14 protein-coding genes are annotated in these 17,768 nt (G+C 54.9%); 10 read left to right on the top strand and 4 right to left on the bottom strand.

Annotation, left to right across the window (positions count from 1 at the left end):
* Positions 1–3: 3 nt before the first annotated feature.
* Positions 4–1,284 carry an ABC transporter substrate-binding protein gene (locus ABEH87_RS13805; RefSeq protein WP_346576950.1) on the bottom strand — a complete coding sequence of 427 codons (1,281 nt, stop codon included), beginning with the start codon at positions 1,282–1,284 and terminating at the stop codon, positions 4–6.
* A gap of 28 nt (positions 1,285–1,312) precedes the next feature.
* Positions 1,313–2,416, bottom strand: coding sequence for an ABC transporter ATP-binding protein (locus tag ABEH87_RS13800; protein ID WP_346576949.1), 1,104 nt, complete (start codon positions 2,414–2,416; stop codon positions 1,313–1,315).
* A gap of 782 nt (positions 2,417–3,198) precedes the next feature.
* On the opposite strand from ABEH87_RS13800, the gene ABEH87_RS13795 reads away from it, so the two are divergent.
* Together ABEH87_RS13795 and ABEH87_RS13790 are read left to right on the top strand one after the other, a co-directional pair.
* Positions 3,199–6,390 (top strand): autotransporter outer membrane beta-barrel domain-containing protein, encoded by a 3,192-nt coding sequence (locus tag ABEH87_RS13795; protein WP_346576948.1) that lies wholly within the window; start codon positions 3,199–3,201, stop codon positions 6,388–6,390.
* Between the two features lie 73 nt (positions 6,391–6,463).
* Positions 6,464–6,928 carry a CaiF/GrlA family transcriptional regulator gene (locus tag ABEH87_RS13790; protein ID WP_346576947.1) on the top strand — a complete coding sequence of 155 codons (465 nt, stop codon included), beginning with the start codon at positions 6,464–6,466 and terminating at the stop codon, positions 6,926–6,928.
* Here ABEH87_RS13790 and ABEH87_RS13785 read toward each other — a convergent pair.
* A complete protein-coding gene (locus tag ABEH87_RS13785) occupies positions 6,890–7,561 on the bottom strand; it encodes a hypothetical protein (RefSeq protein ID WP_346576946.1) in 672 nt (223 codons plus the stop codon). The genes ABEH87_RS13790 and ABEH87_RS13785 overlap by 39 nt on opposite strands.
* 130 nt (positions 7,562–7,691) lie before the next feature.
* The gene (locus ABEH87_RS13780; protein WP_346576945.1) at positions 7,692–8,276 is read right to left on the bottom strand and encodes an HD domain-containing protein; all 585 of its coding nucleotides are present in this window, start codon (positions 8,274–8,276) and stop codon (positions 7,692–7,694) included.
* Positions 8,277–8,338: 62 nt separating this feature from the next.
* Here ABEH87_RS13780 and ABEH87_RS13775 point away from each other — a divergent pair, with 62 nt between their 5' ends.
* From ABEH87_RS13775 to dppF, 8 genes are all read left to right on the top strand, one after another.
* Entirely contained in the window at positions 8,339–8,797 is a 459-nt protein-coding gene (locus ABEH87_RS13775; RefSeq protein WP_346576944.1) for a MarR family transcriptional regulator, read from the top strand.
* Between the two features lie 88 nt (positions 8,798–8,885).
* Positions 8,886–9,314 (top strand): organic hydroperoxide resistance protein, encoded by a 429-nt coding sequence (locus ABEH87_RS13770; RefSeq protein WP_346576943.1) that lies wholly within the window; start codon positions 8,886–8,888, stop codon positions 9,312–9,314.
* A 322-nt stretch (positions 9,315–9,636) separates the two neighbouring features.
* Positions 9,637–11,304, top strand: coding sequence for a kdo(2)-lipid A phosphoethanolamine 7''-transferase (eptB, locus tag ABEH87_RS13765; RefSeq protein WP_346576942.1), 1,668 nt, complete (start codon positions 9,637–9,639; stop codon positions 11,302–11,304).
* A gap of 702 nt (positions 11,305–12,006) precedes the next feature.
* Complete coding sequence (dppA, locus tag ABEH87_RS13760) at positions 12,007–13,617, top strand: dipeptide ABC transporter periplasmic-binding protein DppA (protein WP_346576941.1); 1,611 nt, start codon at positions 12,007–12,009, stop codon at positions 13,615–13,617.
* A 133-nt stretch (positions 13,618–13,750) separates the two neighbouring features.
* Positions 13,751–14,770, top strand: coding sequence for a dipeptide ABC transporter permease DppB (dppB, locus tag ABEH87_RS13755; RefSeq protein ID WP_346576940.1), 1,020 nt, complete (start codon positions 13,751–13,753; stop codon positions 14,768–14,770).
* 9 nt (positions 14,771–14,779) lie between these two features.
* Complete coding sequence (gene dppC, locus ABEH87_RS13750; protein WP_346576939.1) at positions 14,780–15,682, top strand: dipeptide ABC transporter permease DppC; 903 nt, start codon at positions 14,780–14,782, stop codon at positions 15,680–15,682.
* An 8-nt stretch (positions 15,683–15,690) separates the two neighbouring features.
* Entirely contained in the window at positions 15,691–16,677 is a 987-nt protein-coding gene (dppD, locus tag ABEH87_RS13745) for a dipeptide ABC transporter ATP-binding protein (RefSeq protein ID WP_346576938.1), read from the top strand.
* On the top strand, positions 16,667–17,668 hold the full coding sequence (gene dppF / locus ABEH87_RS13740) for a dipeptide ABC transporter ATP-binding subunit DppF (RefSeq protein WP_346576937.1): 1,002 nt from the start codon (positions 16,667–16,669) through the stop codon (positions 17,666–17,668). Before dppD ends, dppF begins: the two co-directional genes overlap by 11 nt.
* The last annotated feature ends 100 nt before the right edge of the window (positions 17,669–17,768 follow it).

Here is a 17,768-nt window from a genome sequence, read left to right as displayed (position 1 = left end):
CCGTTACTGGTAAGGTTTCAGCAGACGGTCAGCCTGCTTCTGCGCCGATTCCAGCGCCTGCTCTGGAGTTTTCTCCTGAGTGACGGCGGCTTCGATCGCGTGGTTCAGCGTTTCCTGGATCTGCACGCTGTTATAGGTGGACAGCTCCGGCTGGGAGTATTTCAGCTGCTCACGCGCCACCAGAGCCTGCGGCACCTGCTTCACGTAGTCCTGCATCACGGCGGTGTCCCAGGCGGCAGGAGAGGTGGCCACATAGCCGGTGGCGATGCTCCAGCGGGCCGCCTGTTCAGGCGCCGACACCCAGCGGATAAAGGTCATCGCGGCTTTCTGCTGCTCCGGAGTGGCATTTTTGAAGACGTAAAGGTTACCGCCGCCGGTCGGGCTGCCGCGCTGGGTTTTCTCCGGCAGCATGGCCACGCCGAACGGGAATTTTGCATTTTCACGCACGGTGGTCAGGTTGCCGGTGGTGGTCACCATCATGGCGGTTTTGCCGCTGATAAAGTCCTGCGGCGTGGTGCTCCAGGCGATAGCGCCCTTCGGTGATACGCCCTGCTTCTGGCCGAGATCGGTCAGCCACTGTAAGGTTTCCACGTTGGCCTTCGTGTTAAAGGTCACGGCGGTGCCTTTACCGTTGTCCAGACGGCCACCGTTGGTGGCGGCCAGCCCCTGGAAGTTCCAGTAACCGTTCGGCGTGGACGGGATCTCAATGCCCCACTGGCTGACGCCTTTATCGTCCTTCACGACCAGTTTTTTGCCGAACTCCACCACCTGCTGCCAGCTGGCTGGCGGCGTGTTGCCGTCCAGTCCTGCTTTTTCAAACGCCTGCTTGTTCCAGTACATCACCACCGTAGAACGCTGGAAAGGAATGCCCCACACCTTGCCTTCAATATGGCGCAGGAATGCCGGGTAAAAACCGTCGATCCACTTTTTACCTTCCGCATCGTTCGCCAGATCGCTGGCGGCCGTTATCGCCCCGGCGTCGATCAGGGAATAGGCCTCAATATCGCCAATCACCGCCATCTGCGGCGCATTACCGCCGCGGAATGCGGTCAGAGCTTTGGTCACCGTGGTGGCGTAATCGCCGGTATACACCGGCTGAATGCTGACGTCCGGGTGCAGTTTTTCAAAGTCTGCGACCAGGGTATCCACGGTGTGGCTGATCTTGCCGCCCACGGCAATCGGATAATACATCTGAAGTTTCACAGGATCGGCGGCGAACGCTGAAGAAGCAGCGCACAGCAGCAGGGCAGACGTCAGGCGTGAGAAACGGAGAACTGGAGACATGGATTTCCCTTAGGCGATAAAAGTGGGGTTAAACGGCATATTTTTGTTCTGACGGTAAAACGTTCTGTTCCGCCCCGTAGCAGCGTTTTCCGCTGGTGGTGACGAAGAAATACTGGCTGGTGGCGGACCATTGCAGCCCGACCAGGCTGTGTTCGCTGAAGCGCCTCATTCCGGCGACCTTAACGGTAATCGGCTCCCTGCAGGCGGCAATCTGGCACACCAGCAGGGTGTCGGCACCCATGTATTCGTAGCTTATCACCCGGCCAGTGAGCGCTGCGTGTTCGGCGGACGTCAGCTGAATATCTTCCGCGCGCAGTCCCAGGCTCAACCCGGTGTCAGCGCTGTGCTCCACCACCGGGACGGGCATCTCGCCCAGGTAGTGATGGCGGCCTTCGCCGCGCAGCGGGATGATATTCATCGGCGGCGCGCCAATGAACTGCGCGGCAAAAATGCTGGCGGGATTGTTATAAAGGTTATCCGGCGTGTCGTGCTGCTCAATCGCGCCGTCATTCAGCAAAATGATTTTGTCGGCCATGCTCATCGCTTCGGTCTGATCGTGCGTGACGTAGAGCATCGTCAGGCCGAGCTTTTTCTGAATCGCGCGGATCTCGCGGCGCATGCTCTGGCGCAGCTTGGCGTCCAGATTTGAGAGCGGCTCATCCATCAGGCACAGCTTATTGTTGGCAATCACCGCACGGCCCAGCGCCACACGCTGCTGCTGACCGCCGGAGAGCTGCGACGGCAGGCGGTCGAGCAGCGGTTCCAGCTCCATCAGGCGGCTGACGTCGGCCAGGCGGGCAGGGAAATGGCGCTTATCTTCACCGCGGGCGCGCAGGCCGAACAGCAGATTTTCGCGCACGTTAAGGTGCGGAAACAGCGCGTAAGACTGGAATACCATCGACAGCTTACGCTGCGACGGTGGCAGCGCCGTGACGTCGGTCTGCTGAAAGCAGATCGCTCCGCTGTCAGCCGATTCCAGCCCGGCGATGGTGCGCAGCATGGTCGATTTTCCGCAGCCGGAAGGACCAAGCAGCGCGATAAAATCACCCTCAGCAACCTCAAAACTAATGTTGTTAAGCGCGGTTTTACTGCCCCAGGCTTTGTGAATATGGTGAAGAGAGAGATAGCTCATGCCAGCTTTGTGTCTTTGCAATAAGGAGTGGGCCTAAGCTAGCGACCCTGTATGAACTTTTTATTAATCCCGCGTGACACTTCTAATATGGCCGGTCCTGACAGGAGATATTGATTCCCGTCATGAATATAGGGATAAAAATCCACTTTTTTTCTGCTAATACCCTTTCGCCGCTCTCCTCTTCAGAATTTTCATTTTTACCTCCTCTCTTTTTTCAGGGCTTTATGTTGCCTCTCTGTTGGTTTCATTATTTGAACCTTTAATGCATCTGACATTAAGCTAATTTAAAAATCTTTAGTCATAAGTGCGGTGTATCTTTCATTTAATTAATTTCAATTTAACGACCTGTGGTCAGGTTAGCTTTTGATTAAATTAAAGCGATATTTTTTATCGCTTTAAAAAATATTATAGAATATTCATCTTTCTTAAATCTGCTGGGTAAATAATTAAATATGTTAAAAAACAGTATGTTGGTGTTTGATCTTGAGTGTCTTTCTTAGTGGAGGTCCCACCCATAACGATAAATAAATTCGATCGATATGATCATTTATTCTTACTTTACACAAATTAGCTGCAATCAACAAACTCGCTCGCACTCTATCTATTTTAAAGAGGCTATTAAGACTCGGTGTAACTGTTCGCATGAAATTTATGTTGTGTCATTTTCTGTCACCAGAATATTTTTTTCTGGTGCGGAGAACCTTTTTTAAAAGAAAGGATAAGTAAAAGCAGCTGCCAGTGAGGCGACTGTTCAATCGTTTTTATGAAAAGGAATTGCAGTGATGAAAAAAAACAATTTCAGACTGAGTGCTTTGGCGGTCTCAGTTATCGTCGGTTTTAGCGGAGCGGTATTCGCAGCGGGCGTCACGCCGGCAGTAAATGACACCACGGCACTGAGTCACAATGGCCAGGGAGAATATACCGGCGGCGGGTCGGTATTTATTGGTGGTGATAATCTGGCCGTGGTTAATGAAACGGTTACCGGTTCCCGCTGGGTGGGCATCAATCCCAACACCCCCGGATTTGAAGCGCTGATCAACAGCAGCGGCTATAAAGCCTATATGGATATGAACGCACCCAGCCTGGGCGGTGACGTTCACTATCCGATCGATGAAGATTACCAGCGCGCCGTTCACGGCCAGCGCCTGGCCCACGCAAGCGTTAAAGACGGTTATTCTGCGCCGGTTGGCGTGGTTGATGGCCTGAAAATGGGCACCGCCGATCAGCGCTATCAGAAAACCCAGTCGGTCACGCTGTATCAGCGTGATGCAGCGGGTGCTATCCAGTATAAGAAAAATGCTGACGGCAGCCTGGCACTGGATAAAGAAAATAATCCAATCCCACTGACCGTGACAAAAACGCTGGTGCTGGACCGTAACTCTGACGTCTATATCAGACCGGTCACCACCGCAGGCGGCGAGTTTGGTCTGCAAAATGCGGAACTCTACTCCAAAGTCGTCAGCCTGCAAAACGACGTGACCGCTGCGGTTGCGGTTAACGGCAATCTGCAGGAAAACACCGCAGACCATCGTGCCCGCGATGTTCTGGTGGTGAAAGATACCACCATCGATAACACGCTGGATCAGGACTCCGTTCGCGTCGGCGCGTCCGGCAATGTTTCCGGTGACGAGCATGCCCACAGCGAGCGTCCTTTCGCTACCGGTCTGAGCATTAACAGCAGCAGTGTGGCTTACCAGTTTGATAAAGACGGCCATGTTGTTAATAACAGCGAGCTGACCCATCAGGTCGCGAACACCGCCAATGTGGTGCTGGATAATGCGCAGATCACCGCGAAGAATATCGCCGCCGTACGCGTGGACGATAACAAGAATGGCTATGTTCACGGCAGCGATTACGACCGTCTGGCGGACAAACATTCTACTGCGGTTGCCATCACCGGATCCGGCCTGTTTGTCGCTATCGGCAACCAGTCCACCCTGACCGGCGGCGTGAACAATGCCGGTAATGCTCTGAGCATGACGGGTCATGCCAACCGTGTGGACGTGAATAACTCAACGCTCAACGGCAATGTGCAGTTGAATCACGACGGCTATCAGCCAACCATCACCGTGAACGTCGTCCGTGACCAGAAAACCGGTGACTACAGCGCCAGCGGTGCGGTGACCAACACGCACCTGCTCGATCGTCAGCATAACGGCACCACCATGAATATCGCTAACCACAGCGTGATCAATGGTGACATCACTGCATCCGGTCAGACAAGTTACCACGTGCAGCTGGTGGACGTGACGGTGGCCGATGCACCGGTCACGCTGGCAGAAAACGTTATTACCGGTTCGGCCTCAGCGACGGCGATTTACCAAAATGCCGTCAGCAGCGCTAACCAGACTCTGCTGGCCAATGTGGATGGCGCATGGACACCGACCACCATTAACATGGATCAGAGCACGCTGAATGGTCGTGTTGCGGGTATCACTTCAGTCGCTCAGCCGGAGTTCATTGTGGGCGGTACCAACGTGATTTCCTGGAACCCGGACCTCAACGTGAAGAACGGTTCAGTCTGGAATGCGGCAGCCACCGCCAATGGCGGTCTTGCGGTCAGTGATGTCCACGACCTGAATCTGTCTGCCTCGACGCTGAATATGATTAACGTGGATACCGACGGTTCAACCCTGGGCGATCGCGGTCGTTATGAAGACCTTGGCGCGGCGCGTGTGGTGGTGCATGGCAATCTGTCGCAGGATAAAGACAGTAACGGCAACTATCTGACGTCCCTGATTAATATAGGTAAAGCCGTGGCTGAACCCCTGCTGAACCTGGGGGGACAATACACGTACGGTTCGATGCAGGTGAAAGGGGCTGCACAGGGGTCATACCAGCTGGCGATTGCCAACTCCGGGGTTGAACCTTACGTGAAACAGGGCTACATCGCGGACCGGGGTGAAAGCACCTATAACCCGCACAGCTTTGTGAACTATCAGGATAAAGGCAGCGACGCATACTTCTACGGCCGTACTGAAATGGGTATCTGGCAGTATGACGCGGTTGACGAGTTCAACGATACCGTTCATGACGAACATAACGTGTACTTCAAAAATAACGGCCACCTGTCTAACAGCGCCGCAACGGCGCTGAGCATGGCCGCTTCTGAAGTGAACGTGGCCACGCTGGAAACCGATGCGTTAACTCAGCACATGAACGCGTCACGTCACGCGGGTGATGAGGGCGGTGTCTGGGTTTCCTACTTCGGTGGCAAGAGCAAAAATACCACCAGTGCGGGCGCCAAATACAAACTGGATACCAACGGCGTCATCCTCGGTGTTGATAACCTGTTTGATGCGAAAAACGGTGGCAGCTGGTTAGCGGGTCTGGCGTTCTCTTCTGCACGTTCTGATATGAAAGTGATGAACAGCAGCGGCGATCTGGACAGCTATGGCGCGCAGTTCTATCTGTCACGCCACTTCGATAACGGCATCTTTGTTGATACCAACGCCCAGTTCGACCACTTCAGCAACAGCGGCGACGCGCATATGCTCGACGGCCAGCGTTCACGTTCTGACTTCTCCGGCAACGGCTATGGTCTGAACATGAAAGTGGGCTACACCTGGAGTGAGCAGGGCTACTTCGCTGAACCGTACATTAAAGCCACTGGCCGTACATTTGATGGCGCACATTACACCATGAACAACGGCATGGTCGTCAGAGCTGACGACTACAAATCTCTGCAGGGCGAGATCGGTGCTGATGTGGGTTACACCTTCGAAATTAATCAGGGTTATATCAAGCCTTACTTCCACCTGTCTGGCATCAACGAGTTCGTTGACAGCAATGAGATGAAGCTGAACAACGTCAGAATGAACAACAGCATTGATGGTGCTGCCGTTCAGGTCGGCGCCGGTGCCGAAGTGAAACTGATGAAAGACGTCGGTGGTTACGCCAGCTTTAACTACACCAAAGGTGACGATATCGAACGTCCATGGCAGGCAAACGTTGGGGTGAGTTACTCCTGGTAATTGTCTGTTAATACTATCCCCCCTCTTTGCAGTAAGAGGGGGGATATTTTTCCAGCTATGGATAGCGAGCTATATGATGAAAAAAATCACAGCGTACGCAGAAAAAAAACAGACAGGAATTCACAAAGTCGTCGCACAAAGCAACCATGACGGCGGGCGTATACCTGAAGAGCTGAGTGAACATGCTGACAGACCGTTATACATCCTGATTGCTCTGTGGTGCTGCCGCCAGAAAAGCTGGGTGGGCAGCAAACAGATCTCCGCCGCGTTTGCGATTACTGAACGCCGTGCCTCCTTCCAGATCTCCTACATTCTTCGCAAAAGCGAGACCATTCGCTGCCAGACACGTAAAATCAAAACGGCAGGTTCACGCCATCTTTGCCAGGAGCTCTTTATCGAGCACGTTTTTTTAACGCCTAAAACCCGGAAAAAAACCGCCAGGCCACACTGTGTTCAAACGCCCACTCAAGAAAATACCTGCCACAGCGAAATCCGCTGGTTACTGAGCCGCTGCTGTACCGGCAAGCCTGTTAGCTGAACCCGACACGTTTTTCTGGCTGGAAACCTGACGCTTTCCCTGCCACACGTAGCTGAAGGTCGCGAACAGGCACAGTGAATAACCCAACAGTTCGCTCCCTTCTTCTGCTATGTTTTTCACCGTTCGGTTGTAGCCATCCAGCATCAGGTGTTCCCAGAGTTCATGCATACCAAACAGCCGTGAGAAAACCAGCGTGGTCAGCATACCGGCGGACATCAGGCTCCACGAAGAGTGACTCATCATGGCCGCCAGGCCGGGGAGTATGCGATGCGGTTCGCGCAGCGCAATGGCCAGGCAGGCCAGCGCCGTTGCCAGGGCAAACCAGAACCAGCTGCCGTGGAAAATCTCATCGAACAGAAAATCCAGCTCGCGGATCAGCATACAGCTGAAGAAACCGGCAACCAGCACCATCACCGGGCGCTGCGCCGCAGAATGTCTGGCGCGGTTGAAGTACATCAGGGCTATCGCCGCCAGCATGACTTCCTGAGCAATTTCAGTGCATGAGGTTTCATGCAGCGCATTGTTTAACCAGACAACATCGATAAATACCAGCCCCATCATCATACTGAGAAACAGCGCGGCGCCTAAAAATGCGAATGTTTTATTTTTTATTATGGTGACGTCTACAGGCATACAACCCCCCTTAAAGAATTGGGGGGCCATGATAGGGATGTTACCGGTAATAATTGGACATTTTATGCGGTTGACGTGATTTACAGCACGTATTGCCATGAATGCCATTATTGTCTAATTTAAATGACTGTTACAGAAGGTATTTTTCTTCCTGCCTGACAAACCAGTCTGCCGGGACATTCCAGGGTGGCTGGTGCAGCTGTTCGATGCCCTGCTCAATAATCTGTTCTGCCATCTGGTGCAGGGTGGGGTTGCCGTCAGTCAGCAGACGAATTTGCACGCGTTTTTCAATCAGATACACCCTGGCAAAATGGGGGTCGAAATGAACGATCGAGCGCGTATTATCGATAATATCGGCCAGTTTGATGGTTTGCGCTTCAGCACAGGCCTGCTGGGTGTGGCGAAAATGCGCCACTTTACGGGCGGTGCGGTTCTGCCCGGCGACGGCTCCCTGATTGGTCAGCATTTCAACCAGCGATGCCACCCTCGCGCCAAAATGTGAACGGATATCCTCCAGCGTGCTGGGCGTATCCTCAACGGTATCGTGCAGCCACGCCGCTGCCAGCATCTCTTCATCATCGCTCACGCTGCGCACCAGTTCGGCCACCGCTGCCGGATGGACGATATAGGGTTCATCGGTATATTTGCGGCGCTGGCCTGCTTCGGCATGGGCTTTGCTGGCGTAACGCTGCGCCTTCTCTTCCAGTGTCTGCATGGTTCACTCCCTGCCATTAAAATTTCTTGCTATTATGTAGCGCACTATTTATATTGTTTTTCATGACTACAGGTAAAGATGACAAAAAAGCGGCGGATGCGCCACTGTTGCTCGATCAACAGCTGTGCTTCGCGCTCTATTCCGCCAACCTGGCGCTGCATAAGCTCTACCGACAGCTGCTGGCGCCGCTGGAGATCACCTATCCACAGTACCTGGTGATGATGGTGCTGTGGGAGCGCGACGACGTCACGGTGTCGGACATCGGCGAGCGGCTTTTTCTGGATTCCGCCACGCTTACGCCGCTGCTGAAACGTCTGGAAACAGCAGGCCTGCTGCACCGTTTGCGCTCGCGCAAAGATGAACGTCAGGTGGTGGTGACACTGACCGACGCCGGCCGTGAGCTGCGTGAAAAGGCGCTGAATATTCCCGAATCTGTGCGCTGTGCTTCAGCCTGCGAACTGGAAAAACTCCAGTCGATGAAGGGTGAACTGGAACATTTTCGCGATAACCTGAACCGCTAAGGCGGTGAGGGTGATCTGCAGTAAAATTGCATTATTATATATAGTGCGCTATTAAATAGTGCATAAATAAACCATAAGGAAACTCACCATGTCTTTAGAAAAAGTTGTCTACCGTGCAAAAGCCAAAGCCACCGGCGGCCGTGAAGGCCGTGCAACCTCATCCGACGGTGTGCTGGATGTCCAGCTGGGTCTGCCAAAAGAGATGGGCGGCGCGGGCGGTAACGTCACCAACCCGGAACAGCTGTTTGCTGCCGGTTACTCAGCCTGTTTCCTCGGCGCGATGAAGTTTGTTGCCGGGCGTGACAAATTCGCCATGCCGAAAGAAGCCTTCGTGGAAGGGGAAGTGGGTATCGGCCCGCTGCCAACCGGTTTTGGCATTGAAGCGACGCTGAACATCCACCTGCCGGGAATGGACAGCGCGGAGGCACAGAAGCTGGTGGATGCTGCCCATATCGTCTGCCCTTATTCTAATGCCACTCAGGGCAATATCGACGTGACGTTAAACATCATTAACTAAGCCGTCTGACCGGGGCTGCGGCCCCGGTTATCCCCCCTGGCTCCCTCCCCAGCCCGCTTCCTCTTCTTTAAACCCAACCCTCTGCCGGTCAGATCGTTAAATAGCGAAATATGCGTTGTTCACAGACTAACGTTCCTGAGTGTGTTTAACTACGCCCCCTGCAATGGGGCTTGATCCCCCCGCTTTTTTTGTCAGAATCCTCTGGTTATGGACGGCCTCAAGGTTTATCGGCTTTATTGCCGAACTCTGGCGCAGTGCCAGGGTCTGATTAGCGTTCAGATCGTGTTAGCAATCGTTTAGGTTACGCCAGGATTAAGGTCGAATGAATTCTATTAAAGTGTTATCCCAGCAAAAGTTATCGCTGTTGCTGGCTGTTTACGTCGGGCTGATTTTGAATCTCCCGGTGTTTTATCGTCGGTTTAGTCCTTTCCTCGATAAATTTGAAGTAATGCAGTGGCTGTCTGCGCTGGCAGAGGGTGTGGCGGCGGTGATGCTCACTTTCTTCCTGTTCCGCCTGCTGTCGCTGGGTGGGAAAGTGTTCTGGCGCATAACGGCCAGCCTGCTGGTGGTGATTTCGGTCTCTGCCAGCTATTACATGGCCTTCTTTAACGTGGTGATTGGCTACGGCATTGTCGCCTCGGTGATGACCACCGATACCGACCTGTCGAAAGAGGTGGTGGGCTATCACTTTATCCTCTGGATGGTGCTGGTCAGCCTGATCCCGCTGGTCTTAATCTGGTGGAGCAGCCTGCGCATGACGCTGCTGGAGCAGCTAAAAACGCCCGGCCAGCGTATTAAACCGCTGCTGTTGATGCTGCTGGCGCTGCTGCTGACGTGGGGACCGATCCGCTATTTCGACAAGCTGCAAAGCGCCAACGAGAAGGTGACTAACGTTGACCTGCCGAGCTATGGCGGCGTGGTGGCGCACTCTTATCTGCCGTCCAACTGGCTGAGTGCGGTGGGGCTGTTTGCTTACACCACTTACGACGAGCGTATGGACAGCGGTAACCTGCTCGATCCGGCGAAAAAGTTCACCTACAAGGCGCCTGAAGGGCTGGACGATACCTACGTGGTGTTCGTGATTGGTGAAACCACCCGCTGGGATCATATGGGCCTGCTGGGCTACGAGCGCGATAACACGCCGAAGCTGTCGAAAGAGAAAAACCTGGTGGCGTTCCGCGGCGAGTCCTGCGACACCTCGACCAAACTCTCTCTGCGCTGCATGTTTGTGCGCGAGGGTGGCACGATGGATAACCCAGGCCGCACGCTGAAAGAGCAAAACGTCTTTGCGGTACTGAAAGAGCTGGGCTTCAGCTCCGATCTTTTCGCCATGCAGAGTGAGGTGTGGTTCTATAACAACACCGATGCAGACAGCTACGCCTTCCGCGAGCAGATTGGCTCAGAGAAGCGTAACCAGGGGAAATCAGTGGACGATATGCTGCTGATCCCGGAGCTGAAAGCCTCGATTGATGACCATCCTAAGGGTAAGCATCTGGTGATCCTGCACACGAAAGGCTCCCATTACCTCTACTCTCAGCGCTATCCGCGTGAGTTTGCGCGCTACCAGCCAGAGTGTATGGGCGTGGATGATACCTGCAGTAAGGCGATGCTGATTAACGCCTATGACAACTCCATCCTGTACGTTGATACCATGCTGGACAGCGTGTTTGACCAGCTGCGTGACAAGAAAGCGATTGTCTTCTACGCCGCCGACCACGGCGAGTCGATCAGCGAAAACATGCACCTGCACGGAACGCCACGCAATATGGCTCCGCCGGAGCAGTTCCGTGTGCCGATGATCGTCTGGGCGTCCGATAAGTATCTGGCTGACCCGACTAACAAAAGCGCTTTTGAGCAGTTACAGGCCGAGCAGAAGGCAGGCAGAACGCATCGTCACGTTGAACTGTTTGACACCATCATGGGTTGCCTGGGTTATACCTCCCCGGACGGTGGAATTAAGCAGGCGAACAACTGGTGTGCTAAACCGTAACTCAACGCCGCCGTAGGGGCTGACCTTCTTTTCCTGTCAGCCCTGAACTACCCGCAGGGGACGCCTGAAAACAGGGTCGTCCTCTGCGGTTTTTTTACCGAATAATATGCTGCTGTTTACCCCTCTTCTTCGCCCCTTGCCGACAAAGAAAACGCCGTGAATGTGTTTAAACGCCTTATCCTGCCGGGATTAAGGACTTAATTCGTGGCGCATTCTGCTTATGACCGATTCCGACTTGTTGCTGATTGCTTATGGCTGCGTTGCAGCATTTTTATCTATAAGTTAGCCATATAGACAACTTTATCGGGTGTTAATCGACCTTTTGTGGATTATTTTACGCGTTTTTTTTCAACGTGATGCACTGGTCAAAGGTTTATCATCCAGTTTTAAATCTGGCCATATCAGTTACAGCTGATGTTTTACGCTGCAAATGTGACAAAATTGTTTTTTTTATATTTGCTTGCTGTTTCTCACAGAAAGAGTAAATACCCCGCGCTTGTATTGACGTTAACTGAAACTATTGACAAATTGGACCCTCAGTACAAAAGGTAAGGGGATTTGTCTGATAGTTTCTTCATCGTCAGATCCTTCCACTCCCGTCCGTTTGACTGACGCCGCAAGGCACCACGCACAGACCACTCACAAAAATTATCGGTCGGCGTACAAGCACTCACTACATCACATCACTATTGGAGCATAAGCATGAGTATTTCCCTGGCTAAATCCGGGATGCTGAAAGTCGGTCTCAGCGCTATCGCGCTGTTGATGGCTACAGGTGTTCAGGCGAAGACCCTGGTTTACTGTTCTGAAGGTTCGCCTGAAGGTTTTAACCCACAGCTGTTTACCTCCGGCACCACCTATGACGCCAGCTCGCGTCAGATCTACAACCGTCTGGTGGAGTTCACCATCGGTACCACTGAGTTACACCCTGCGCTGGCAGAAAAATGGGATGTGAGTGCAGACGGTAAAACCTATACCTTCCATCTGCGTAAAGGCGTGAAGTGGCAGACCACCAAAGACTTTAAACCGACGCGTGACTTTAATGCCGATGACGTGGTGTTCACCTTCGAACGCCAGCTGGATAAAAACAACAAATATCACGGCGTATCCGGCGGCAGCTACGAGTACTTCGAAGGCATGGACATGCCGAAGCTGATCACCAAAATCGTCAAAGTCGATGAAAACACCGTTCGCTTCGAACTCAGCCGCCCGGAGTCGCCGTTCCTCGCCGATCTGGGAATGGACTTCGCGTCGATTCTGTCTGCGGAATACGCCGACAACATGCTGAAAGCGGGCACCCCGGAAAAAGTCGACCTGAATCCGGTCGGTACGGGTCCGTTCCAGCTGCTGCAGTACCAGAAAGATTCCCGCATCCTGTACAAAGCTAACGCCGACTACTGGGGAACCAAGCCGAAGATTGACCGCCTGGTATTCTCCATCACCCCGGATGCCTCCGTGCGCTATGCCAAAATGCAGAAAGGCGAGTGCCAGGTCATGCCGTACCCGAACCCGGCTGATATCGCGCGCATGAAGGAAGATAAAAATATCAACCTGCTGGAGCAGCCAGGTCTGAACGTCGGCTATCTGTCGTTTAACGTTGAGAAAAAGCCGCTGGATAACCTGAAAGTGCGTCAGGCACTGACCATGGCGGTGAATAAGAAAGCGATTATCGAAGCGGTCTACCAGGGCGCAGGGCAGGAAGCGAAAAACCTGATCCCGCCAACCATGTGGGGCTATAACGACGCGGTACAGGACTACCCGTACGATCCGGTAAAAGCCAAAGCGCTGCTGAAAGAAGCCGGCATGGCAGAGGGTTTCGCCATCGACCTGTGGGCGATGCCGGTACAGCGTCCGTACAACCCGAACGCACGTCGTATGGCTGAGATGATCCAGAACGACTGGGCGAAGATTGGCGTGAAAGCCAAAATCGTCACCTACGAGTGGGGCGAGTATCTGAAGCGCGCTAAAGCCGGTGAACACCAGACCGTGATGATGGGCTGGACCGGCGATAATGGGGACCCGGATAACTTCTTCGCAACCCTGTTCAGCTGCGCGGCGGCGAAAGACGGTTCTAACTATTCACGCTGGTGCGACAAGTCGTTTGAAGACCTGATCCAGCCTGCGCGTGCGACCGACGATCACAACAAGCGTATCGAACTCTACAAGCAGGCTCAGGTGGTGATGCACGATCAGGCGCCTGCGCTGATTGTGGCGCACTCCACGGTTTACGAGCCGGTGAGTAAGAAAGTGTCCGGCTATGTTGTTGATCCGCTGGGTGGTCACTACTTCGCTCAGGTCGATATCAAAGAATAATACGGCGGGTTGAATATCGTTAACCCACGTAATTTGCGTAGGGGGTCAGGCATGCCTGGCCCCTCTTTCGCAAGATGTGAGCAATAATAATCCTGTCGGTTACGGCTGCAGGAAATAAAAGAGAATACGGATTATGCTGCAGTTCATACTCCGACGTCTGGGACTTGTCATCCCGACGTTTATCGGTATCACCCTGTTAACTTTCGCGTTTGTTCATATGATCCCCGGTGACCCGGTGATGATTATGGTGGGCGAGCGCGGTATCTCCCCTGAACGTCATGCCCAGTTAATGGCCCAGCTCGGTCTGGATCAGCCTCTCTGGCAGCAGTACCTCAACTATATTAAAGGTGTGATGCACGGCGACCTTGGTATGTCGCTGAAAAGCCGCGTGCCGGTGTGGGACGAATTTGTGCCGCGCTTTAAGGCCACGCTGGAGCTGGGCATCTGCGCCATGCTCTTTGCCGTCGCCGTCGGTATCCCGGTGGGCGTTCTGGCTGCGGTTAAACGCGGTTCCATCTTCGACCACACCGCCGTAGGCATCTCCCTGACCGGTTACTCCATGCCGATCTTCTGGTGGGGCATGATGATGATCATGCTGGTCTCGGTGCAGCTTAACCTGACCCCGGTATCCGGGCGTATCGGTGACACCGTGTTCCTGGATGACAGCATGCCGCTGACCGGCTTTATGCTGATCGACACCCTGTTCTGGGGTGAGCCGGGCGACTTCAAAGATGCCGTCATGCATATGATCCTGCCTGCCATCGTGCTGGGAACTATTCCGCTGGCGGTGATCGTGCGTATGACGCGTTCCGCGATGCTGGAAGTGCTGGGCGAAGACTACATTCGTACCGCGCGCGCCAAAGGGCTGACGCCGATGCGGGTGATCGTGGTACACGCGCTGCGCAACGCCATGCTGCCGGTGGTCACGGTGATTGGTCTTCAGGTCGGAACGCTGCTCGCGGGTGCCATTCTGACGGAAACCATCTTCTCCTGGCCAGGTCTGGGGCGCTGGTTAATCGATGCACTGCAGCGCCGCGACTACCCGGTAGTACAGGGTGGGGTGCTGATGGTGGCTACGTTGATTATCGTCGTCAACCTGCTGGTCGACGTGCTTTATGGCGTGGTTAACCCGCGCATTCGTCACAAGAAATAAGGGGCCAACATGTCTGTTGTGGATCCAGGCAGCGTCAACGCTGCACCCAAGCCGATGACCCCGTTACAGGAATTCTGGCACTACTTTAAGCGTAACAAAGGGGCGGTGATCGGCCTGGTTTACGTCATTGTTATGATTTTCATCGCGGTATTTGCCAGCGTTCTGGCCCCGCATGCCCCTGCCGAACAGTTCCGCGATGCGCTGCTCAAGCCACCGGCCTGGCAGGAAGGCGGTAGCTGGCAGTATGTGTTCGGCACCGATGACGTGGGCCGCGATGTGCTGTCGCGCCTGATGTACGGTGCCCGCCTGTCGCTGCTGGTTGGCTGTCTGGTGGTGGTACTGTCGCTGATCTTCGGGGTGATTTTCGGTCTGATCGCCGGTTACGTCGGCGGCGCAGTGGACGCGGCGATTATGCGTCTGGTCGATATCATGCTGGCGCTGCCAAGCCTGCTGCTGGCGCTGGTGCTGGTGGCCATCTTTGGCCCGTCGATTGTTAACGCCTCGATAGCGCTGACCTTTGTCGCACTGCCGCACTATATCCGTCTGACCCGTGCCGCAGTGCTGGTGGAAGTCACCCGCGACTACGTCACCGCCTCGCGCGTGGCCGGAGCGGGTGCGGTGCGTCAGATGTTCATCAATATCTTACCGAACTGCCTGGCACCGCTGATCGTGCAGGCGTCTCTTGGCTTTTCCAACGCGATCCTCGATATGGCCGCGCTGGGTTTTCTGGGTATGGGTGCGCAGCCGCCAACGCCGGAGTGGGGCACCATGCTCTCCGACGTGTTGCAGTTCGCGCAAAGTGCCTGGTGGGTGGTCACCTTCCCCGGTGTTGCCATTCTGCTGACGGTACTGGCATTTAACCTGATGGGCGACGGCTTACGCGACGCTCTTGACCCGAAACTCAAACAGTAGGCGGCGAGATGGCACTATTAACTGTAGATAAACTCTCGGTGCATTTCGGCGACGATAAAGCACCGTTCCGCGCCGTTGACCGCATCAGCTATCAGGTAGAGCAGGGGCAGGTTGTCGGTATCGTTGGCGAGTCCGGCTCCGGTAAATCGGTCAGCTCGCTGGCGATTATGGGGCTGATTGATTACCCCGGCAAAGTGATGGCCGACAACCTGGTGTTTAACCAGCGCGACCTGAAGCGCATCTCCGAAAAAGAGCGCCGCCAGCTGGTGGGCTCGGACGTGGCGATGATTTTCCAGGACCCGATGACCAGCCTTAACCCGTGCTACACCGTGGGCTTCCAGATCATGGAAGCGATCAAGGTGCATCAGGGCGGCAACAAGCGCACCCGTCGCCAGCGGGCGATCGACCTGCTTAATCAGGTCGGTATTCCTGACCCGGCGTCACGTCTGGATGTTTACCCGCACCAGCTGTCCGGCGGCATGAGCCAGCGCGTCATGATTGCAATGGCGATTGCCTGCCGTCCGAAGCTGCTGATTGCCGATGAACCGACCACCGCGCTCGACGTCACCATCCAGGCACAGATCATCGAGCTGCTGCTCGATCTGCAACGTCAGGAGAATATGGCGCTGATCCTGATCACTCACGATCTGGCGCTGGTGGCGGAAGCCGCTCAGCACATCATTGTGATGTACGCCGGTCAGGTCGTGGAAACCGGCCTGGCGGTCGATATCTTTAAAGCGCCGCGTCATCCTTATACTCAGGCGCTGCTGCGTGCGCTGCCGGAGTTTGCGGCGGATAAAGCCCGGCTGGCGTCACTGCCGGGCGTGGTGCCGGGCAAGTACGACCGCCCGAACGGCTGCCTGCTGAACCCGCGCTGCCCGTATGCCAAAGATCGCTGCCGCAGCGAAGAGCCACCATTGCGTGATATTGCCGGGCGTCAGTCCAAATGTCATTTCCCACTGGACGATGCCGGGAGACCAGCCTATGAAGCCTGAACACGATAAAGCGACCCTGCTGATGCAGGCCATCGATCTGAAAAAACACTACCCGGTGAAAAAAGGCCTGTTTGGTCAGGAACGCCTGGTGAAAGCGCTGGACGGCGTGTCGTTCGACCTGGAGCGCGGAAAAACGCTGGCGGTGGTCGGGGAGTCCGGCTGCGGTAAGTCAACGCTGGGCCGTCTGCTGACCATGATCGAAACGCCGACGGAAGGTCAGCTGTTCTATCAGGGGCAGGACCTGCTGAAGCACGATCCGGAGGCGCAGAAGCTCAGGCGTCAGAAAATCCAGATTGTGTTCCAGAACCCGTACGGCTCTCTGAACCCGCGCAAAAAGGTCAGCCAGATCCTCGAAGAGCCGCTGCTGATTAACACCAGCCTCACCAAAGCGGAACGCCGGGAGAAGACGCTGGCAATGATGGCGAAGGTCGGCCTGAAAACCGAGCACTACGACCGCTATCCGCATATGTTCTCTGGCGGTCAGCGTCAGCGTATTGCCATTGCGCGCGGTCTGATGCTGGACCCGGACGTGCTGATTGCCGATGAGCCGGTCTCCGCGCTCGACGTCTCGGTGCGTGCGCAGGTGCTGAACCTGATGATGGACCTGCAACAGGAGCTGGGGCTGTCGTACGTGTTTATCTCGCACGACCTGTCGGTGGTGGAGCATATCGCGGATGAAGTGATGGTGATGTACCTGGGCCGCTGTGTGGAGAAGGGCAGCAAAGAGCAGATTTTCTCTGACCCGCGCCATCCTTATACCCAGGCGCTGCTGTCGGCAACCCCGCGTCTTAACCCGGACGATCGCCGCGAGCGCATCAAGCTGACCGGCGAGCTGCCAAGCCCGCTGAATCCGCCACCGGGCTGTGCTTTTAATGCGCGCTGCCATCGCCAGTTTGGCACCTGCGTGCAGCTGCAGCCGCAGCTGAAGTCTTACGGTGGTCATCAGGTGGCCTGCTTCGCCGTCGAGCAGGACGAGAACCCGGCGGCCTAACCAGCGGGTCGACCGTATCCCGCTGCCTGTGGGTCGACCGAAACGGAAGGTCGACCCCTACGAATACCGTATCCCGCTGTCTGTGGGTCGACCGAAACAG

The organism is Erwinia sp. Eh17-17, assembly GCF_039675725.1.
GTDB lineage: Bacteria > Pseudomonadota > Gammaproteobacteria > Enterobacterales > Enterobacteriaceae > Erwinia.
Note: the sequence above shows the minus strand (reverse complement) of the source record. Positions and strands in the feature narration are given on the sequence as shown.